19 protein-coding genes are annotated in these 19,258 nt (G+C 58.5%); 4 read left to right on the forward strand and 15 right to left on the reverse strand.

Annotation, left to right across the window (positions count from 1 at the left end; translation table 11 throughout):
* Positions 1-146: 146 nt before the first annotated feature.
* The 15 genes from gltA to udp form a co-directional block, all read right to left on the reverse strand.
* Positions 147-1,544, reverse strand: a complete 1,398-nt coding sequence (gene gltA, locus B5G42_RS03510; RefSeq protein WP_087188950.1) for an NADPH-dependent glutamate synthase — start codon at positions 1,542-1,544, stop codon at positions 147-149.
* Positions 1,545-1,559: 15 nt separating this feature from the next.
* Positions 1,560-2,417, reverse strand: coding sequence for a sulfide/dihydroorotate dehydrogenase-like FAD/NAD-binding protein (locus B5G42_RS03515; protein WP_087266644.1), 858 nt, complete (start codon positions 2,415-2,417; stop codon positions 1,560-1,562).
* Positions 2,418-2,606: 189 nt separating this feature from the next.
* Positions 2,607-3,527 (reverse strand): sensor histidine kinase, encoded by a 921-nt coding sequence (locus B5G42_RS03520; protein WP_087266646.1) that lies wholly within the window; start codon positions 3,525-3,527, stop codon positions 2,607-2,609.
* Positions 3,528-3,596: 69 nt separating this feature from the next.
* A complete protein-coding gene (locus tag B5G42_RS03525) occupies positions 3,597-4,343 on the reverse strand; it encodes a hypothetical protein (protein ID WP_087266647.1) in 747 nt (248 codons plus the stop codon).
* A 24-nt stretch (positions 4,344-4,367) separates the two neighbouring features.
* Complete coding sequence (locus B5G42_RS03530) at positions 4,368-5,123, reverse strand: ABC transporter permease (RefSeq protein WP_087266649.1); 756 nt, start codon at positions 5,121-5,123, stop codon at positions 4,368-4,370.
* Positions 5,116-6,036, reverse strand: coding sequence for an ABC transporter ATP-binding protein (locus B5G42_RS03535; protein WP_087188955.1), 921 nt, complete (start codon positions 6,034-6,036; stop codon positions 5,116-5,118). Before B5G42_RS03535 ends, B5G42_RS03530 begins: the two co-directional genes overlap by 8 nt.
* 100 nt (positions 6,037-6,136) lie before the next feature.
* Positions 6,137-6,826: a response regulator transcription factor gene (locus B5G42_RS03540; protein ID WP_087266651.1), complete on the reverse strand. Its 690-nt coding sequence runs from the start codon at positions 6,824-6,826 to the stop codon at positions 6,137-6,139.
* 24 nt (positions 6,827-6,850) lie between these two features.
* Entirely contained in the window at positions 6,851-8,575 is a 1,725-nt protein-coding gene (locus B5G42_RS03545; RefSeq protein WP_087266653.1) for an Rqc2 family fibronectin-binding protein, read from the reverse strand.
* Entirely contained in the window at positions 8,566-8,979 is a 414-nt protein-coding gene (locus B5G42_RS03550; protein ID WP_087188958.1) for a Mini-ribonuclease 3, read from the reverse strand. Before B5G42_RS03550 ends, B5G42_RS03545 begins: the two co-directional genes overlap by 10 nt.
* Positions 8,980-9,040: 61 nt before the next feature.
* Positions 9,041-9,583, reverse strand: coding sequence for a hypothetical protein (locus tag B5G42_RS03555; RefSeq protein ID WP_087266655.1), 543 nt, complete (start codon positions 9,581-9,583; stop codon positions 9,041-9,043).
* A 105-nt stretch (positions 9,584-9,688) separates the two neighbouring features.
* A complete protein-coding gene (locus B5G42_RS18060; RefSeq protein ID WP_158094694.1) occupies positions 9,689-9,835 on the reverse strand; it encodes a hypothetical protein in 147 nt (48 codons plus the stop codon).
* 175 nt (positions 9,836-10,010) lie between these two features.
* The gene (locus B5G42_RS03560; protein ID WP_164475008.1) at positions 10,011-11,900 is read right to left on the reverse strand and encodes an ABC transporter ATP-binding protein; all 1,890 of its coding nucleotides are present in this window, start codon (positions 11,898-11,900) and stop codon (positions 10,011-10,013) included.
* A complete protein-coding gene (locus B5G42_RS03565) occupies positions 11,890-13,632 on the reverse strand; it encodes an ABC transporter ATP-binding protein (protein ID WP_087266657.1) in 1,743 nt (580 codons plus the stop codon). The genes B5G42_RS03560 and B5G42_RS03565 overlap by 11 nt, the downstream gene beginning before the upstream one ends.
* Positions 13,633-13,710: 78 nt before the next feature.
* Complete coding sequence (locus B5G42_RS03570; RefSeq protein ID WP_242955454.1) at positions 13,711-14,145, reverse strand: MarR family winged helix-turn-helix transcriptional regulator; 435 nt, start codon at positions 14,143-14,145, stop codon at positions 13,711-13,713.
* 224 nt (positions 14,146-14,369) lie between these two features.
* Entirely contained in the window at positions 14,370-15,140 is a 771-nt protein-coding gene (gene udp / locus B5G42_RS03575) for a uridine phosphorylase (RefSeq protein WP_087266660.1), read from the reverse strand.
* Positions 15,141-15,388: 248 nt separating this feature from the next.
* Between udp and B5G42_RS03580 the strand changes: the two genes are divergently transcribed.
* Genes B5G42_RS03580 through B5G42_RS03590 form a run of 4 tightly spaced genes read left to right on the forward strand, consistent with a single transcriptional unit; the run spans position 15,389 to position 19,132 of the window.
* A complete protein-coding gene (locus B5G42_RS03580; protein ID WP_087266662.1) occupies positions 15,389-16,078 on the forward strand; it encodes a hypothetical protein in 690 nt (229 codons plus the stop codon).
* Entirely contained in the window at positions 16,066-16,254 is a 189-nt protein-coding gene (locus tag B5G42_RS18065; RefSeq protein ID WP_162611031.1) for a hypothetical protein, read from the forward strand. The genes B5G42_RS03580 and B5G42_RS18065 overlap by 13 nt, the downstream gene beginning before the upstream one ends.
* Before the next feature lie 53 nt (positions 16,255-16,307).
* Positions 16,308-17,699 carry a Trk system potassium transporter TrkA gene (gene trkA / locus B5G42_RS03585; protein WP_087266664.1) on the forward strand — a complete coding sequence of 464 codons (1,392 nt, stop codon included), beginning with the start codon at positions 16,308-16,310 and terminating at the stop codon, positions 17,697-17,699.
* Entirely contained in the window at positions 17,696-19,132 is a 1,437-nt protein-coding gene (locus tag B5G42_RS03590; RefSeq protein WP_087188965.1) for a TrkH family potassium uptake protein, read from the forward strand. Before trkA ends, B5G42_RS03590 begins: the two co-directional genes overlap by 4 nt.
* Positions 19,133-19,258: the final 126 nt, after the last annotated feature.

Below are 19,258 nucleotides of genomic sequence, written 5' to 3' on the forward strand. Positions count from 1 at the left end.
TTTCTCTTTCTCATACATGGTATAGTGTACCGCGCCGTCCTTCTCCCTGCAATCCCCACCTTTTGCTCAGTCACTTTCTTTTTAGTAACCAATTTCATATCAAATAAAGCGGGGCCCGCCGGAATCCGGCGGGCCCCGCTGAACTTTTATTTGCTGTGCTTTTTGGTCAGGTATTCGTGCATGGAGGCGGCAGCCTTCTTGCCAGCGCCCATGGCCAGGATCACAGTGGCTGCGCCGGTAACGGCATCGCCGCCGGCATAGACCCCTTCCCTGCTGGTAGCCATAGTCTCCTCATCCACCTGGAGACAGCCCTTCTTATTGGTCTCCAGACCGGGGGTGGTGGACCGGATCAGGGGGTTGGGGCTGGTGCCCAGGCTCATGACCACAGTGTCCACGTCCATCACGAAGTTGGAGCCCTCCACCACCTTGGGGGCACGGCGGCCGCTCTCGTCGGGAGCAGTGAGGCGCATCTTGACGCACTCCAGGCCGCCCACCTTGCCGGTGCCGTCGTCCAGTACCCGCACAGGATTGGTGAGCAGCATGAACTCGATGCCCTCCTCCTTGGCGTGGTGGACCTCCTCCTTACGGGCGGGCATCTCCTCCTCGTCCCGGCGGTAGAGCACATAGACGTGCTTGGCGCCCATGCGCTTGGCGCAGCGGGCGGCGTCCATGGCCACGTTGCCGCCACCGATGATAGCAGCGGAGCCGGAGATCTTCAGGGGGGTGTCGTATCCCTCCCGGTAGGCCTTCATCAGGTTGATACGGGTCAGGTACTCGTTGGCGGAGTACACGCCCGCCAGGGTCTCGCCCTCGATGCCCATGAACATGGGCAGGCCGGCGCCGGAGCCGATGAACACGGCCTCGTAGCCCTCCTCAAACATCTCGTCGATGTCGAAGGTCTTGCCGATGACCATGTCGGTCTCCAGATCCACACCCAGGGCGGACAGCTTGTCCACCTCATTCTGCACGATGGCCTTGGGCAGGCGGAACTCGGGGATGCCGTACACCAGCACGCCGCCGGCGGTATGGAAGGCCTCGAACATGGTGACCTGATAGCCCAGCTTGGCCAGATCGCTGGCGCAGGTCAGGCTGGCAGGACCGGAACCCACCACCGCCACCTTGATGCCGTTGCTCTGGGGCTTCTCAGGCATGGCGTTGATGTTCTCCCGGTACCAGTCGGCCACAAAGCGCTCCAGGCGGCCAATGGCCACAGGCTCACCCTTGATAGCACGGACGCAGCGGGCCTCACACTGGCTCTCCTGGGGACACACACGGCCGCTGACGCTGGGCAGGGCGTTGGTGTCGGAGATGATCTCATAGGCGGCCTTGAAGTCACCCTCGGCCACCTTGGCAATAAACTCAGGGATGCGGATATTCACCGGGCAGCCGCCCACGCAAGGCTTGTGCTTGCAGTTGAGGCAGCGACCGGCCTCCTCCATGGCCATCTCGGCAGTGTAGCCCAGAGAGACCTCCTGGAAGTTATGGTTGCGTACATTGGGGTCCTGCTCCGGCATGGGGACCTTCTTCAAACTCATATTAGGCATTGTATCAGTCTCTCCTTACTGGATCATTTCCTTGGCAAGCTGGTCCATACGGCAGGCGTGGCGCTCCTTCTCCTCCGCCTCCTGAGCACGGTAAACCGCATTGCGGTTCATCAGCTCGTCAAAATCCACCTCGTGGCCGTCAAAGTCGGGGCCGTCCACACAGGCAAACTTCATCTTGCCGCCCACGGTGACACGGCAGCCGCCGCACATACCGGTGCCGTCGATCATGATGGGGTTCAGGGAGACGATGGTCTTGATGCCGTAGGGCTCGGTGGTCTTGGACACAAACTTCATCATGGGGATGGGGCCGATGGCGATGACAGCATCATAGTGGATGCCGGAGTCAATGAGCTCCTTCAGCTTGACGGTAACGAAGCCCTGCTCGCCATAGGAGCCGTCGTCGGTCATAATGTAGCAGTGGTCGCTGACAGACTTGAACTCGTCCTCCAGAATGACAATATCCTTGGAGCGGAAGCCGGCGATCACGTCCACCTCCAGGCCCTCGGCATGGCAGGTCTTGGCCTGGGGATAGGCAATGGCGCAGCCCACGCCGCCGCCCACCACGCAGACGCGCTTGGCGCCCTCAGGCAGCTCGGTGGGCAGGCCCAGAGGACCCACAAAGTCCTGGATGTGGTCGCCCTCATTCAGGTCGGCCAGCAGCTCGGTGGTCAGGCCCACCTTCTGGAAGATGATGGTGATGGTGCCCTTCTCACGGTCATAGTCGGCAATGGTCAGGGGGATGCGCTCACCCTGCTCATCCAGCCGCAGAATGATAAACTGTCCCGCCCGCGCCTTCTTGGCGATCAGGGGGGCTTCAACCTCCAGCAAGGTAACGCTGGGGTTCAGCACCTTCTTGCGTACGATCTTTACCATAGTATTCAACCTCTTCTTCTCAATAACAATCTGCGGCACGGTTTCCCGTCACGGCCGCTTCCGCCATTTTTATGACTGCCCAGTTTAGAAAACCTTACAGCCCCAATGGTTTGCGGCCTTCCAGTCATACGGATAAACGATATCAGTTTTCCCTTACTTTGTCAAGCGGCAATCACCGCCTTTGGCACATCATCCAAAGCTTCGCCCCTGCCAAAGGGGCCACTGTACCCGAATGGCAAACATACCGTTTTCCAGTTCAGCGGTCAGTTGGCAGCCCATCTGCTCCGCCAGAGTTTTGACAATGGCCAGGCCCAGACCGGTGTTGCGGCCGGTGCGCATTTTATCGGAAGTAAAGAAGCGATCGAAGATATGGGGCAGGTCCTCCGCCGTCAGCTCATCGGTCTCGTTGGCAAAGAGGCTCACCACCTTGTCCCCCTCCTGCCAGAGCCGGACGGTCATCTTCCCCTGTCCGTGGTCCAGGGCATTGCGGATCAGATTGGTGAATACCCGCAGTACGCCGCCGTTGTCTGCCTGCACCGGCGGCAGATGCTCAGACAACTCCACCGTCATATCAAAGTGCCGGTCGGTAAAGTCGTTGTAGAAGGCGGCCAGCAAACCGGACAGGCTGGTATAGAGATTCACCGGTTCCTGCTCCAGAGGATACTCTCCCCCTTCCAGCCGGGACAGGTCATAAAAGCCGGTGATGAGACTCTGCAATGCCTTGGCCCGGCTCTCCACCACCGCAAGGTACTCCCTCCGCTCTCCCTCCGGCAGCGAAGGGTCCTCCAGCAGCTGAAGATAGCCCAGGATGGAGGTCAAAGGAGTACGCAGGTCGTGGGACACGTTGGCAATCTGCTGGCGAAGGGAGCGCTCCCGCTCCAGCCAGCGGGACTGGTCCTCCCGCCGCAGCTCCAGCAGGTGGTTGACCCCCTCCAACAGTTCCTCCGCCTCCCGGTTGGGTACCGCCATCCGCAGCCGTGCGGTGCTGTCTCCCTGGGTCAGCTCCCGCAGTTGCTCCGCCGCCTCTTTTAACGCCCGGTACTGTGTCCAAACCCACAGGCCCAGTCCGGCGCATACTGCGGCCAGCAGGATACAAAGGATGATTGTCATGGTCCCATCTCCTCTCCAGCCCAAGCGGGCGTGCCGCAGGAAGCGGCACGCCCGTGGAAAAGTTTCTTTTTACTTGATCTCCCGCCGCCGGAACCAGAGCAGGCCCAGCGCTGTGGTAAATACCAGCCAGCCTATCCCTACAGCCCAGCACCAGAACTGGTACTCCCAGGTAAGCCAGCCGGACAGAAAATCAGGCATCAGCAGGGATGCTGGCATTAAAATCGCCTGAATCAAACTGCCGACCCGGCCCTCGGTACCCATGGCCGCCAGGGCCACCAGCACAGGCTGTCCGAAGAAGCTGAGGATATAATAGAACGCCATCCATGCCGCCGTGCTGGGGATGAGCAGGGCCATCATGTGGCACAAGCTATATATCCCGCACCAGACGGGAAGGGCCCCCAGCAAAGAGAAGCCTACCACCGCCAAAGCAACCAAATCGGCCTCCCGGGAGTAGTGAGGCAGGGCCAGCCAGCCCACCAGCAGGTAGCTTCCCAACAGCAGCAGGCACAGCACCAGCCCCAGCATCAATCCGGCCAACAGCTTGCCCCAGTAGATCCGTCCCCGGCTCAGCCCGAAGGACACCTCATTTTTTAAGCTCCCCAGGGCCTTGCCGTCCACGATCTGGGTAAGCAGCGGGGCAACCAGCATCCCCAGCAGCATGGTAGTGGAGGCAGCGGAGGCCATTTGGGAAAAGTCGTCAGCCTCCAGCATCATAAAGGCGAACAGAGCGGTACACAGTCCCAGGAAAAGGGCCAGACCGTAAATTCCCTTGTGCCGGAAGGCCTTCCACAGCTCCGCCTTGATGTAGTTGAGCATATGTCTCCCTCCCGGCGCTGTCTGTCAGCGAATCTCTTTTTTCCGAAATGCCAGCAGGCCCACCAAAATGGAACCCGCCAGCACCACCATGCCAACGATCCAGCAACGGCCCACATAGTCCCACTGGAAGGCATAGAGATGCAGCTGCTCCAGCATAACGGCGGGCATAAATTGCCGGATCATTTCAAAGGTCGGATGGATGAGCAGACCGCACAGTTGGAGGATGGAGGGCACCACACCCAGCAGGGCCACCGCCACAAAGGCGGCCAAGGTGGTGTTGCGCACCAGGAAATAACAGGCCAGTACCACGCCCTGGGCTCCCAGCCACAGGGGGAGCGCACCGGCGAGGGTGTAGCCCACCAGTGCCAGACCGGTCTGGTCCAGTTCATTGTGGGGCAGCAGCACCCAGCAGCCTGCCATATAGAGGGCCACCATCACCACCGCCGCCAGCAGTGCCACCAGGGTAGCCACCGCCAGCTTGCCCAGGTAGATCCGCACCCGGGACACGCCGTAGGACACCTCATTTTTCAGAGTGTTGTGCTTATACTGCTCGGAAAAGACCATGTCGCCGGTGAGGATGGTGGCGTACAGTCCGACACTCAGCATCATGGGGATCATGATGACAGCGGAATAAAAGTCCATTTGCGTGTTGCCGTTGGACCAGGTGAACCAGAACCCCCACAGCATCAGCCCCTCCAGGGCCAGCACCACCAGCAGGGTCAGGTAGAGATACTTTCTCCGGAATACTTTATAGCATTCAGCGGCCAGATAGTTACGCATGACGGACACCTCCGATCATGGACAGGAAGTAGTCCTCCAGGTTGGCCCCCCGGCTCTCCAGGGAGCGCAGGGCTACGCCGCCCTCCACCAGCACCTTTGCCACTGTCTGTGGCTGGTCCAGGAAGCTGTACAGCCGCAGGATACCGCCGGAGAGCACCTCGTAGTCCCGGGTGCCCAGCTTCTGCTCCAGCACCAGGGAGGCGGCGGAGGGGTCCTCCACTCCTACCTCGATGCAAGCCCGGCACTTCTCCTCCAGATCCCGGGCGGTGATCTGCTCCAGCATGACCCCGTTGTCGATGAAGCCGTAGCAGGTGGCCAAGTTGGCCAGCTCCGGCAGGATGTGGCTGGAGATCAGAATGGTGGTTTGCCGCTCCCGATTGAGCTTGAGCAGCAAGTTGCGGAACTCCACAATGCCCTCCGGGTCCAGTCCGTTGATGGGCTCGTCCAGCAGCAGGAAGTCGGGCCGGTTCATCAGCGCCAGGGCCAAACCCAGCCGCTGCTTCATGCCCAGGGAAAAGTTCTTAAAGATCTTTTTCCCGGTGTTGGCCAGGTCGGTCTCCTCCAGCACCTGGTCCACCGTTCCCTTGCCGGGGATGCCACGCTGGATGCGATAGTATTCCAGGTTCTGCCGGGCGGTAAGGTAGGGGTAGAAGCTGGGAGTCTCTACCATGACCCCGGTGCGGGCACGCACCTTCATCAGGTCCTTACCCGTGGCCCCGAAGAGGGAGAGCTCCCCCGCCGTAGGCACGGTCTGGCCGGTCACCATGCGGATGATGGTGGTCTTTCCGGCGCCGTTGCGGCCTACCAGGCCATAGATCTGGCCCTTCTCCACCGTCAGCTCCGCCCGGTCCACCGCAGTGTGGGCCCCGTACCGCTTGGTCAGGCCCTTTGTGTGTAATACGGTATCTGTCATAGGGCATCAGCCTTTCTCTTGGTTTGTGATGCCAGTATACAGGCAAGTCAATAACCGGGCTTTAAGCAAAGGTGAAGAATGTTTAAAGTTGGGTGTGATCTTATAAATCGTTCAGTTTGAAGCCGATACCCCACACCGTTTTGATGTACTCCGTGGGGCTGGCCTTGGCCAGCTTGGACCGCAGATTGGAGATGTGGACGTTTACCGTATTGTCGTCCCCCATATACTCCCCGCCCCACACCTGCTGGTAGAGCTCCTCACGGGTAAAAACCTTCTTGGGATGCTCCATCAACAGGGCCAAAATGCGAAATTCCCGGGCGGTGATGGTCACCGGCTTGCCGCCGGCAGTGACGGTGACACCCTCCTTGTCCAGCACCAAGTCCCCGTGGGTAAGCACAGCCCCGCCGCTCCCCCGGTCAAACTGTTTGTACCGGCGCAGCTGGGCCTCTACCCGGGCCAGCACCTCGGCGTTGTCGAAGGGCTTGGGGATGAAGTCATCCGCCCCCAGCCGCAGCACGTTCACCCGATCCTCCAGCCCCGCCTTGGCGGAAAGGACGATGATGGGCATGGTTTTACGCCGGCGGAGCTGGGCAATGAACTCCTCCCCGGTCATACCGGGGAGCATCAGGTCCAGCAGCACCAGATCATAGTCATACTGCTCCGCCCACAAAGCGGCTTCACTTCCGGAATAGGCAGGCCGGCAGTCGTAGCCCGCCCCGGTCAGGATCTTGCACAGCAGGTTATTGATGTCCTGGTCGTCTTCCACCACCAGGATGTGGCAGGTCTCCATATATGATCTCCTCCTGGTCCCCGGTTATTTCACCCGCAGCCGCTTAGCCAGCTCGTGGTCCGGGTCCACCACGGCGGTCTGATAGGTGGTATACACCACCATACCCGGCCGGGCCCCGGCGGGCTTTTTCACATACTTTACCGGGGTGTAGTCTACCGGCACCCGGGTGCTGTCCCCCGCCTGAGAGAAGGTAGCCGCCAGAATGGCCGCCTCGGTGAGGCTCTGGGCGTCGGCCTCCCCTCCTTCCAACCACAGGATCACATGGGAGCCGTGGATCTTCTGGGTGTGGAGCCAGATATCGCTCTTATAGGCCATCTTGGTGGTGAGCTGGTCGTTCTGGCTGTTGTTCTTGCCCACAGTGATGCGTAGGCCGGTGGTGGAGCGGAACTCCATGGGCTTGCCCGCCACCCGCTTCTCCCGCTTGGCGGCAGTCTTGGCCCGGCGGAGATAGCCGGTGTCAGTGAGCTCCTGGCGGATCTCCCCCAGGTCCCGCTCCCCCTCCGCCAGGCGGATGTTTTCCAGCACGCTGTTCAGGTATTCCAGTTCTTTCTCGCCCTTCTCGATCTGGATGGTGAGCATCTCCTCCGCCTTTTTGGCCTTGTTGTAGTCCTTATAATATTTGGCGGCGTTCTGCTGAGGGGTGAGCAGTGGGTCCAGCTTAATGTCGATCTCGCCATAGTCCGGGTCATAGAAGTTCTGGGCGTGGAGTACCGCCATCCCCTTCTCCATCCGGTGGAGATTGGAGGTGATGATGTCCCCCTGCTCCCGCAGCTTTTCCCGGTCAAAGGTGGCAGTCAGCTCCTTCTCCTGGTTGGCCAGCTTGCGGGCGGTACGGTCTCGGGCGTTGGTCACCGCCTTCACCAGATCCTGGCCCCGCTGCTTGACCCGCTCCGCCGCCTCCCGGCGCTCATAGAAGCCGTCCAGCAGAGCGGAAAAGCTGTCCTGCCGGATACTCTCGGTCTCCGGCCCGTACTGGAGGATGGGCAGGAAAGAGAAATCCACCGGTTTGCCTTCCCGCACCAGCAGATAAGCTGTAAAGCTATTTTGCTGTACACTATTTCGCAGCTTGAGCAGCTCCTGAACCAGGCCCTCCTCCCCTCCGGCCCGGAACACGATTTCCCGGGCAATCAGGGGTGAAAGGCCAGTAAAGGTATCCATCAGCAGCTTTTCCGGCTCTTTTCCCATGGGATTATCTAGGGCCGCCCTCAGCCCGTCCTCATCCAGTGTAAAGGGATTCAGCTTGGCAGGCGGAGCAGGGAGCCGATAGAACAGGCCGGGCAGCACCTGGCGCTGTCCTCTGGACAGGTCGCCGTCAATGCGGCGGATACAGTCAATGATGCGCCCCTCCCCGTCCAACAGGATCAGGTTGGCGGAGCGGCCCATGGCCTCCAGCACCAGACGGCGCTCCACCCGGTCCCCCAGTTCGTCAATAGTCTCCAGCTTGAAGTCCAGGATACGCTCCAGGGGGGGCTGGTTCAGCTCCAGAATGCGGCCGCCCAGCAGGTGCTTGCGCAGCAGCATACAGAACATGGGGGGCTTGTCCGGATTCTCCCGGTTCAGGGTGGTGAGGTGGGCCCTGGGGTGGCCGGGATTGGCGGAGAGCAGCAGCTTCAGATTTTCGCCCTGCCCCCGGAGGAAGAGCACGATCTCATCCCGGGTAGGCTGATAGATCTTGTCGATCTTCCCCCCTACCACGGCCCGGCGAAGCTCCTCCGCCACGGCGGTCAGGCACAGTGCGTCTAACGGCATTCCTCTTCCTCCATCATTACAGCAAACAGTTCATTGAGCCGGTCGGTGCGACCCTGAAGCCACAGCCATCCGAACAGAGCCTCCAGGCCGGTAGCAGCCTGGTAGTCCGCCCGACTGGCATTCTGGGGCACACTGTGAGGGCTGGTATTGCGGCCCCGGCGGAACACGTCCTGCTCCGCCTCCTCCAGCAGGGGGAGGATCTTCTCCACTGCTCTGGCCTGGGCGGGAGCCGCCACATAGCGAACAGTGGCCCGATGGAGGCCCTTGGAGGTGGCCTTGCCGTGGAGACACAGCCATGAGCGCACCATCAGCTCAAACACACCGTCCCCCAGATGGGCCAGACCCAGGCTGCTGATCCCCTGGATCAGTTCCGGCTGGGCATTCAGATGAAAATAATCGGTCATAGTTCATTCCTCATTTGTAAATAGGATCTCATTTTGTCAGTATAGCGCAAACAAAGTGAAATTACAACAGATCGTCCAGCCGGGGGCAGCCGCCGGGCCGGAAGGGAAAACAGAGATAATCCCGCCCCTCCAGCGTTTCCAGCCGTGCAAAGCAAAACAGCGGCGTCAACGGAAAAGGCCGGTCTTTCCGATACAGATAGGCCAGAAGAAAGCCACGCTCGTCCCGACAGATCAGAGCCGGACCTTTGGCGGCAGCGGCCAGTAGCGGCTCCCCCATCAGCCGGCCGGGATTGTCTTCCCGCTGCCACCCTGCCGGAAGCTTCTCTGCTCCATCAAAAGAGAATGCCAGTACGGCCTGACCGCCCTCCGGCGGCCAGACACCCTGCCGCTCCAGCTCGCTGATCGTCAAGGTACGCTCCAACCGCAGGACGCCGCCCTGGGGCACAAAGGTGCCCAGCAGGGCTTTTCCTCCCCCTCCGGTAAGCCAGCACTTGTACAGTCCCTTGCCGTCGTTAGGCAACTGTGCGGCACACACCGCCCGGTTCTGCTCCTCCCGCACCGTGAGCCAACCCTGGCCCTCCCACAGTGAAAACCGCCGCTCCATACCCCGTCCCCCCTTTCTGCCATTCTATGCGCTCCGGGGACCGGACAGACGAACCGGGGGGATGCCTTGTTTGGCATCCCCCCGTTTTTTTCTATGGGTATGGACTCAGCAGCAGCTGTTTCCGCAGCCGCAGTTGTTGCCACAGCTATTACCACCGCCGCAGCAGCAGCACAGCAGGATGATGATCAGAATGATCCACAGGCAGCTACCGCCGCCAAAGCCACAGCCACAACCATTATTGCACCCCATCATAGAAGTACCTCCCGGTTTAAATGTTAGAAACCTGGAGCTGGCGGCGGAGCTTCCCGCTGTCCGGCCCGGTCTCATTCCATACTATGCCGCGCTCCGGAGGTGGTGCGTGTTGAAGGAAAAAATAGCGGGCCGCCCCGGTATAACCGGGGCGGCCCGCCGCAAAGAGAGGGTTTGCTTACTCCAGCTCAAACGCGCCGGTGTACAGCTGATAGTAGAGGCCCTGCTGAGCGATCAGGTCCTCATGGTCGCCTCGCTCCACAATACGACCGTGATCCAGCACCATAATGGCGTCGGAGTTGCGCACGGTGGACAGGCGGTGAGCAATGACAAAGACGGTGCGCCCACACATAAGGGAGTCCATGCCCTGCTGGACAATGGCCTCAGTACGGGTATCGATGGAAGAGGTTGCCTCGTCCAGGATCATCACCGGGGGATCGGCCACGGCGGCCCGGGCAATGGCAATGAGCTGCCGCTGGCCCTGGGACAGGTTGGCACCGTTGCCGGTCAGCATGGTATCGTATCCCTGAGGCAGCCGCCGGATGAAGTCATCGGCGTTGGCCAGCACAGCGGCAGCCTCCACCTCTTCATCGGTGGCGTTCAGGTTGCCGTAGCGGATGTTCTCCCGAACGGTACCGGTAAACAGGTTGGTATCCTGAAGCACGATGCCCAGAGAGCGGCGCAGATCGGGCTTCTTGATGTCGTTAATGGAGATGCCGTCATAGTGGATCTTGCCGTCGGCAATGTCATAGAAGCGGTTGATCAGGTTGGTAATGGTGGTCTTGCCTGCGCCGGTGGCGCCCACGAAGGCCAGCTTCTGGCCAGGCTTGGCAAAGAGGCTGATGTCGTGGAGGATGGTCTTGCCCTCCTCATAGGCGAAGTCCACATGGTCAAAGCGCACATCACCGGCCAGCTTCACATACTGGACGGAACCGTCCTCCTGAGGCACCTTCCAGGCCCACAGGTTGGTATGCTCGTCGGTCTCATGGAGGGTACCATCCTTGTCAAAGGCCACATTCACCAGAGTCACGGTGCCGTGGTCCTCCTCGGCAGGCTCATCCATCAGATCAAAAATACGCTGGGCGCCGGCCAGAGCCATAACCACCGAGTTGAGCTGCTGGGAGATCTGGCTGATGGGGTTGGACAAGCTCTTGGACAGCTGGAGGAAGGTAGCGATGACGCCCAGGGTGATGCCGGGGCCAATGCCGCTGAGGGCCAGAGCACCGCCGGCCATGGCGATGATGACATACTGGGCATTGCCGATATTGATCAGGATGGGCATGAGGATGTTGGCGTACTTATTGGCCTTGTCGGCGCTCTCGAAGAGGGCGTCGTTTACCTTATCAAAGCCCTCCTGGGCCTCCTCCTCATGGCAGAAAACCTTGACTACCTTCTGGCCGTTGATCATCTCTTCAATATAGCCGTTCAGATCGCCCAGCTTCACCTGCTGGCGAATGAAGTAGCGGCCGCTGCGGCCGGCCAGGAACCGGGTCACCAGCAGCATACCGATGATGCAAAGAATTACCACGCCGGTAAGCAGCAGATTGGTGAAGATCATGCCCACAAAGGCCACCACAATCATCATCAGAGAGTTGATGACCTGGGGGATACTCTGGGAAAACATCTGACGGAGGGTATCCACGTCGTTGGTGTATACACTCATCACGTCGCCGTGAGCGTGGGTATCAAAATACTTGATGGGCAGGGACTGCATATGGCTGAACAGATCGTCCCGGATCTTTTTCTGTACGCCCTGAGAAATGGTAACCATCAGACGGTTGTAGGCAAGGGCACACAGGGCACCGGCAAGATAGAGGCAGCCCATAAGAATAAGGGCATGGAGCAGGCCATCAAACACCGGGTTATCCATGGCCAGCAGATCGGTGATATACACGTCGATGAGGGAGCCCAAAAATAGCGAGCCGGACACCGAGGCGATGGCGCTGATCAGGATGCATACCAACACCAGCAGGAACCGGAACCCGTATCCCCGCTTGACGTACTGCATCAGGCGGCGTATCGTGCGGGAGCGGTTCACAGGAGGCTTCTGTCTCATATCAGGTTTCATCTTCGCCGCCTCCTTTGGTCTGGGATTCATAAATCTCGCGGTAAATTTCGCAGGTCTTAAGCAGTTCCTCATGGGTACCCATGGCGGAGATCTTGCCGCCGTCCATCACCAGGATTTTGTCGGCGTCCTCAATGGAGGAGATACGCTGGGCAATGATGAACTTGGTGGTGTCGGGGATCTCCTCCCGGAACGCCTTGCGGATCAGGGCGTCGGTCTTTGTGTCCACTGCAGAGGTGGAGTCATCCAGAATGAGGATCTTGGGCTTCTTCAGCAGAGCCCGGGCAATACACAGGCGCTGCTTCTGGCCACCGGACACGTTGGAACCGCCCTGCTCGATGTGGGTATCGTACTTGTCTGGGAACTCCTGGATAAAGGGATCAGCCTGGGCCAGCTTACACACCCGGACCATCTCTTCGTCGGTGGCCTCCTTGTTACCCCAGCGCAGATTCTCCTTAATGGTACCGGAGAAAAGCACATTCTTCTGGAGCACCATGGCCACCTGCTCACGCAGAGCCTCCATATCGTAGTCCCGCACATCCACGCCGCCTACCAGCACGCGGCCCTCAGTGGCATCGTACAGACGGGGGATCAGCTGGACCAGGGTGGTCTTGGAGGTACCGGTACCACCCAGAATGCCCACGGTCTCGCCGGACTTGATGGTGAGATTCACGTCCTTCAGACACTCCTTGGTGGGGTCCTTGGCGTAGCTGAAGCTGACGTTCTCAAAGACCACGGAACCGTCCTTCACCTCATGGATGGGATCGGGGCCGTTCTTCAGGTCGCTCTCCTCGTTGAGCAGTTCCACGATTCGCTCGGCAGAAGCCCGGGCCAGAATGATCATCATCAGCACCATGGACAGCATCATCAGGCTCATGAGGATCATCATGATGTAGCTGAACATGCTGGTCAGCTGTCCGGTGGTCAGCTCGCCGCCCACCACCAGGTTGGCGCCAATCCAGGACACAGTGAGCATACAGGCATAGACACAGATCTGCATCAGCGGCATATTGAATGCCACGATCTTTTCCGCCTTGGAGAAGTCCATATAGATCTCATTGGACACCTTGCCGAACTTCTCCTTCTCATGATCCTCCCGCACAAAGGACTTCACAACACGGATGCCCAGCAGGTTCTCCTCCACCACGTTGTTCAGCCAGTCATACTTCTTGAACACACGCTCGAAGACAGGGTGGGCCGATTTCATAACGAGCAGAATACCCGCTGCCAGAATAGGAATGACCACCAAGAAGATCAGCGCCAGCTTGGGATTGAGGGTGAAGGTAAGGAACCAGGCGCAGATCAGCATGATGGGGCAGCGCACCGCAATACGGATAATCATCATAAAGGCCATCTGCACGTTGGTCACATCAGTGGTCAGACGGGTAATGATACCGCCGGTGGAGAATTTATCGATGTTGGAAAAGGAAAACTTCTGTACGTTCTGGTACATCTCACGGCGCAGATTGCGGGAGAAGCCGGTGGAGGCCCGGGCCGCGAACCGGCCGGACAGGCCGCCCAGCAGCAGTGCCATCAATGCCATGGCTACAACCAGCAGGCCGTACTGAATGATCCGGCTCATATTGCCCGCTTTGACGCCCTCGTCCAGCAGCTTGCCGGTCATCATGGGAATCAGTACATCGAAGGCCACCTCTCCGATCACGAAGATGGGTGTAAGGATGGTAGCCGTCTTGAATTCCCCAATGCAGCTGATTAAGCCGCGTTTCTTCTTCATAGGGTTCCCTCCTTAGGATTTGCGCGTAAACCACAGTCTACGCAGGAATGACGCACTGTAAGCCGCCACACGGACGGCTTACATCAGATTCTGCTTCAGTTTTTCCACCGTGCTGAGGAATTGCTCCACCTCCGCCTGACTCAGCCCCTGGGTCAACAGGTCTTCCACACTGTTGATCCGATCGATGATCTCCTGATGGAGCGCATCCGCCTTGGCAGTGGTGGTCACCCGCTTGAGCCGGGCGTCCCGTTCCACTGACTGCCGCACGATAAAGCCTTGAGCCTCCAGCCGCTTGAGCAGCCGGGATGCCGTAGACCGCCGGATATAGAAGGCTTCCTCAATATCCTTTTGGCAGATCTCCTGGTCCCGATTATGACACAAAAAACCCAGCAGCTTCACCTGCATCTCGGTAAAATCGTCTCCTTCCGGTGTGCAGGTCATCTCCAAAACCTTTCGCCGCAGCAGATTGGACAGGGCTTTGATCTCATAGCCCACATGGCGCTCCTGCCGCATCACGTCATCTCCTTTTTCTGTACTATGTTTAGTTTAGTTTGTCTGCTAACAGTTGTCAATGCACAACATTAACAAAACACATAAGTTGATCTCCCCGTAATTCTGTTACCGAATTTGCTACGATATCCGGTATATTGTCAGACAAACATACCCGTTTGGGGAGCGCTGTACAGCAGCAAAAAAGGGCCCGCCGCATATTGCGGCAGGCCCTGATGCAGGCATTTTCAGTTTTTCTCCCTGTCGGCCTCGATCAACAGCTTGACCGCCTCGATACCAACCTCCAGAGCGGCGGACAGGTCGTGGCTCTCGGTCTGATCCAGGCCGGCGGCCTCCCGCTCCTGATTCCAGATTACATGGAAGCAGGAGCCGCACCGCACGCCCAGTGCGGCGGCGCAGCAGAACAAAGCCGCCGACTCCATCTCAGAGGCCAGCACGCCAAGGCGCTTCCAGGCCTCCCACTTATAAAGCAGTTCCTGAGCCACCGGCATCCGGGCCGGACTGTGCTGCCCATAGAAAGAGTCCTTGCACTGGACCACGCCAGCGTGCCACGGCTTCCCCAGGTTCTTGGCCGCCTGGACCAGAGCGGTCTGGACTTCATAATCGGACACAGCGGGGAATTCAATGGGCGCGTACTCCCGGCTGGTACCCTCGTGGCGCACCGCGCCGGTAGCAATCACCACATCGTCGCTTTTGACAGGCAGAGCAATACCGCCGCAGGTACCCACACGAATAAAGGTATCCGCCCCGATGTTATGTAGCTCCTCCATGGCAATCACAGCGGAGGGACCCCCGATGCCGGTGGAGCATACGCTCACCTTTTCGCCCAACAGCGTGCCGGTATAAATGGTATATTCCCGATTACTGCCGATCTTCACCGGATTATCAAAATAAGCGGCTATCTTCTCGCAGCGGCCCGGATCACCAGGCAGAAAGCAATAGCGGCCCACGTCGCCCTGCTTACATTTTATATGGAACTGCAATTCATGTTCATGCATCTCGGATACCTCCTCGGTGTCGCATACATCCCTTTCATCCCCGGATCAGACCGGGTATGGTCCACGGATTGGCGTACTGTATTATATCAGTTTCTGCTCCCCTTTGCAAGGTGCACAAATATCTCTCCTTTTTGTAACGTTTTGTTGTTGTATTTTTGTTTCATCCGTTTTAGAATAGTTCTGCTGAAGGACAGGCTGCATTTTTACCTGGTCCGGCAGACATCACGATTTAAAAGGAGGCGGCGAATGTGAAGCGGGCAGCCCTAATGACCGTACTGGCTCTGCTGTGCGGACTGGTTCTGGGTTCTATGGTGGGACTGTCTCTCTCTTCCTCTAATAACTCCACTGCTGTCTCTTCCTCCATTCCTACTGTCGCCTATAATCAGCATATCTACGCCTCCGCTGTCCCCACGGAGCCACCCCTGGATGTCAACGACAATACGCTGCTCCTGGAGCGTGCCAGTCAGGTATTGGAGGCACTCAAGCAGGAAGATTATTCCGCGCTCTCCCAGCTGGTCCATCCCAGGCGGGGGGTCACCCTGACGCCTTACTCCACCGTGGACCATTCCTGCGACAATGTACTCTCGCAAGATCAGGTGGCCGGTTTAGCGGAAGATAAACAGCTCTACACCTGGGGTCTGGCTGTGGGCTCCGGCTCCCCCATCCGCTGCACCTCCAAGGACTATTTTGCCCGCTATGTTTTTAACGCCGACTATACCGAAGCTCCCCAGATGGGGATTGATACCGTGCTAATCAGTGGAAACGCCCTGGAAAACGTGGCTGATGCCTATCCCAACGGTCGTTTTGTGGAATACCACTTCCCTGGTATCGATCCCGCGCTGGAGGGCTTTGACTGGTGCTCTCTCAAGCTGGTTTTTGAGATCTGGAACAACGACTGGTACCTGGTGGGCATCATCCACGGCGAATGGACCAGTTAATCATCCTGCCGCCGCCCAATCTGCCGGTCACAGACCGGCAGATTTTTTGTCCGGGAAATCTTTCTTTTGTTTTCCCGAAGTTTGTCGGAATGATGAAAGAATACTTGCATCTACTGACAGATTGCGTTAAGATGGAGGCTACAATCATACATCATGAATGGACCGCTCTCGCCTGATTTATATAGAGCGTCTACAAAGGGACCCTGATCCCTGAAAGGATGGATATTACTTGAAGATCATCATTGTGGGGGATGGAAAGGTTGGTTTTACACTGGCGGAACATCTGTCTCAGGAGGAGCACAACGTCACGGTAATCGACACCAATGACGACGCCCTGCGCCACGCCTCGGAATCTCTGGACGTGATGTGTGTCAAGGGCAACGGCGCCTCCATCTCCGCCCTGAAGGAATCGGGTGTTGAGTCGGCAGACGTGCTCATTGCCGCCACCAGTCTGGACGAAGTCAACATGGTCTGCTGCCTCACCGCCAAACAGCTGGGCGCCAAATTTACCATCGCTCGGGTACGCAATGTGGAATATGCCATGGAGCTGTCCCGCATGAAGCGGGAGCTGGGCATTGACCTGGCCATCAATCCCGAAAACGCCACCGCCGTGGAGATATCCCGTCTGCTTCGCTTCCCCGGCGCCGCCAACATCGAGACTTTCTGCCGGGGCCGGGTGGAGCTGATCGGCTTCCGAGTACGGGAGGGAGACTTCCTGGCCGACCAGCCTCTGTCCGCCCAGACCAGCAAAATCCGGGAGCTGCCCATGCTCCTGTGCGCGGCGGAGCGGGAAGACGGCGAGGTCATCATTCCTGACGGCACCTTTATTCCCCGGGTAGGCGACCGGCTCTATCTGGTGGGTCAGCCCGCCGGCCTGACCGCCTTCTTCCGCCTGCTGGGACGGCACATTCCCAAGCTGCATTCCGCCTTTATCATCGGCGGCGGACGCATCGCCCATTATCTGACCAGCATTCTGCTCAAGATGGGAATGCAGGTCAAGATCGTGGAGCGTAACCCGGAGCGCTGCCGTCACCTCAGCGATGTGCTTCCCCAGGCCCTTATTATTCAGGGCGACGGCACCGACCAGGAGCTGCTGGAGGAGGAAAACGCCAGCGCTTCCGATGCCTTTATTGCCCTCACCGACCGGGACGAGGACAATATCATCATCTCCCTCTACGCCATGCAGCAGGGTATCAAAAAGGTGGTGGCCAAGTCCAACCGGCAGAACTACGCCAGCATCGCCCACGCCGCCGGTCTGGACAGTGTGATCTCCCCCAAGCTCATCACCGCCAGCCACATTCTTCAGGTGGTCCGCGGAATGCAGAATTCCAAAGGCAGCGTGATGAACGCCCTGTACAAGATCTGCGACGGACACGCGGAAGCTCTGGAGTTCATCGCCAATGAGACTACCCACAATCAGGGTGTGCCGCTGAAGGATCTGCGGCTGAAAAAGGGCATCCTCATCGCCGTGCTGGTCCACCAGGGCAAGATCATCATTCCTGATGGCTCCAGTTCCATTTCCGCGGGCGATACGGTGATTCTGATCTCCCGCAACCACGGCATTCTGGACCTCAATGATATCTATGAGGACTCTCTGCTGGATCTGGGGGCGGCGCAATGAACTTCAGACTGGTATTTAAAGTAGCCGGAAAGACCCTGATGGTGGAGGCTATCACCATGCTGCTGCCGCTGCTGGTGTGTCTGATCTATCAGGAGGACCCCACCCCCTTCCTCTTCACCATACCGCTGGTCATGGTAATCGGCTTCGCACTTTCCCTTCTGCCCAGCGACGACCACTTCTTTACCCGGGAAGGCTTTTTCGCGGTGGCGCTGATCTGGCTGCTGGTAGGCGCCTTCGGCGCGCTTCCCTTCTATTTCAGCGGCTATTTCTCCTCTTACATAGACTGCTTTTTTGAAGCTGTCTCCGGCTTTACCACCACCGGTGCATCCATTCTGACCGCAGTGGAGCCGCTGCCCCGCGGCATTTTGTTCTGGCGCTCCTTCATCCACTGGCTGGGCGGTATGGGCGTGCTCATTCTTACCATCGCACTGCTGCCCAGTCTGGGGTCCCGCACTCTCCACCTGATGAGGGCCGAAAGTCCCGGCCCTGTAGTCAGCAAGCTGGTCCCCAAGAGTAGCCAGTCCTCCAAGATCCTGTACGGGATCTACTGCGGTCTGACCGCCATTGAGATCATCATTCTGAAGATCGCCGGGATGCCCTGGTATGACAGCATCGTTCACTCCTTCGCCACAGCAGGCACCGGCGGCTTTTCCACCAGAAACATCTCCATTGCCGCCTACGGCAGTCCCGCCATTGAGATCATCATTACGATCTTTATGCTGCTGTTCTCCGTGAACTTCTCCCTCTACTTCTTGCTGCTCTGCGGAAAGGTGAAGCAGGTACTGAAAAGTGACGAGTTGCGCTTCTTCCTGATCGTAGTCTTTGCCAGTATCACGCTGATCTCCATCAATATCTGGAATCTTTACCCCACCGGCGGAGAATCCATCCGCCATGCCGCCTTCCAGGTCGGTTCCATCATCTCCACCACTGGCTTCGCCAGCACGGATTTCAACCTATGGCCGGAGTTCTCCAGAACCCTGCTGGTGCTGCTCATGTTTATCGGCGCCTGCGCCGGCTCCACCGGCGGCGCTATCAAGTGTTCCCGTGTCCTGCTGCTGGGCCGTTGCATCAAGCGGGAGATCCGCCAGGTTATCCATCCCCGGGCCGTCAACGTGGTCAAACTGGACGGTCGTGTAGTGGACGAGACCGCCCTTCGTTCCGTCCAGATCTTCTTTGCTGCCTATATCTTTATCACCCTGGGCGCCACACTCTTGGTCTCTGTGGACAACAACTCCTTCGGTACCACCTTTACTGCGGTGGTCTCCTGCATCGGCAACATCGGTCCCGGTCTGGAATTGGTAGGCCCCATGGGCAACTACGCTTTCTTCTCCGGCTTCTCCAAACTGGTGCTTTCCCTGTGCATGATTGTGGGCCGCCTTGAGGTTTTGCCCATTCTGGTGCTCTTTAGCGGAAATGCATGGAAACGGTCTTAAACTGTCCATTCGTTTTTGTCCAAAGCGTCAAATCCTCGGATTTGACGCTTTCTTTTTTGAATACTCTTGCCAAACAGATGTATTTTGAGGTATTATAATGTTGTCTGTAAAACCGGAAACCCTTGC

The organism is Flavonifractor sp. An91 (assembly GCF_002159225.1).
Lineage (GTDB): Bacteria > Bacillota > Clostridia > Oscillospirales > Oscillospiraceae > Flavonifractor > Flavonifractor avicola.

What these genes read in the sequence shown, in the direction of transcription:
- gltA (WP_087188950.1), bottom strand. Translation starts at nt 1,544, where the DNA reads ATGCCTAATATGAGTTTGAAGAAGGTCCCCATGCCGGAGCAGGACCCC.
- B5G42_RS03515 (WP_087266644.1), bottom strand. Translation starts at nt 2,417, where the DNA reads ATGGTAAAGATCGTACGCAAGAAGGTGCTGAACCCCAGCGTTACCTTG.
- B5G42_RS03520 (WP_087266646.1), bottom strand. Translation starts at nt 3,527, where the DNA reads ATGACAATCATCCTTTGTATCCTGCTGGCCGCAGTATGCGCCGGACTG.
- B5G42_RS03525 (WP_087266647.1), bottom strand. Translation starts at nt 4,343, where the DNA reads ATGCTCAACTACATCAAGGCGGAGCTGTGGAAGGCCTTCCGGCACAAG.
- B5G42_RS03530 (WP_087266649.1), bottom strand. Translation starts at nt 5,123, where the DNA reads ATGCGTAACTATCTGGCCGCTGAATGCTATAAAGTATTCCGGAGAAAG.
- B5G42_RS03535 (WP_087188955.1), bottom strand. Translation starts at nt 6,036, where the DNA reads ATGACAGATACCGTATTACACACAAAGGGCCTGACCAAGCGGTACGGG.
- B5G42_RS03540 (WP_087266651.1), bottom strand. Translation starts at nt 6,826, where the DNA reads ATGGAGACCTGCCACATCCTGGTGGTGGAAGACGACCAGGACATCAAT.
- B5G42_RS03545 (WP_087266653.1), bottom strand. Translation starts at nt 8,575, where the DNA reads ATGCCGTTAGACGCACTGTGCCTGACCGCCGTGGCGGAGGAGCTTCGC.
- B5G42_RS03550 (WP_087188958.1), bottom strand. Translation starts at nt 8,979, where the DNA reads ATGACCGATTATTTTCATCTGAATGCCCAGCCGGAACTGATCCAGGGG.
- B5G42_RS03555 (WP_087266655.1), bottom strand. Translation starts at nt 9,583, where the DNA reads ATGGAGCGGCGGTTTTCACTGTGGGAGGGCCAGGGTTGGCTCACGGTG.
- B5G42_RS18060 (WP_158094694.1), bottom strand. Translation starts at nt 9,835, where the DNA reads ATGATGGGGTGCAATAATGGTTGTGGCTGTGGCTTTGGCGGCGGTAGC.
- B5G42_RS03560 (WP_164475008.1), bottom strand. Translation starts at nt 11,900, where the DNA reads ATGAAACCTGATATGAGACAGAAGCCTCCTGTGAACCGCTCCCGCACG.
- B5G42_RS03565 (WP_087266657.1), bottom strand. Translation starts at nt 13,632, where the DNA reads ATGAAGAAGAAACGCGGCTTAATCAGCTGCATTGGGGAATTCAAGACG.
- B5G42_RS03570 (WP_242955454.1), bottom strand. Translation starts at nt 14,145, where the DNA reads ATGCGGCAGGAGCGCCATGTGGGCTATGAGATCAAAGCCCTGTCCAAT.
- udp (WP_087266660.1), bottom strand. Translation starts at nt 15,140, where the DNA reads ATGCATGAACATGAATTGCAGTTCCATATAAAATGTAAGCAGGGCGAC.
- B5G42_RS18065 (WP_162611031.1), top strand. Translation starts at nt 16,066, where the DNA reads ATGGACCAGTTAATCATCCTGCCGCCGCCCAATCTGCCGGTCACAGAC.
- B5G42_RS03590 (WP_087188965.1), top strand. Translation starts at nt 17,696, where the DNA reads ATGAACTTCAGACTGGTATTTAAAGTAGCCGGAAAGACCCTGATGGTG.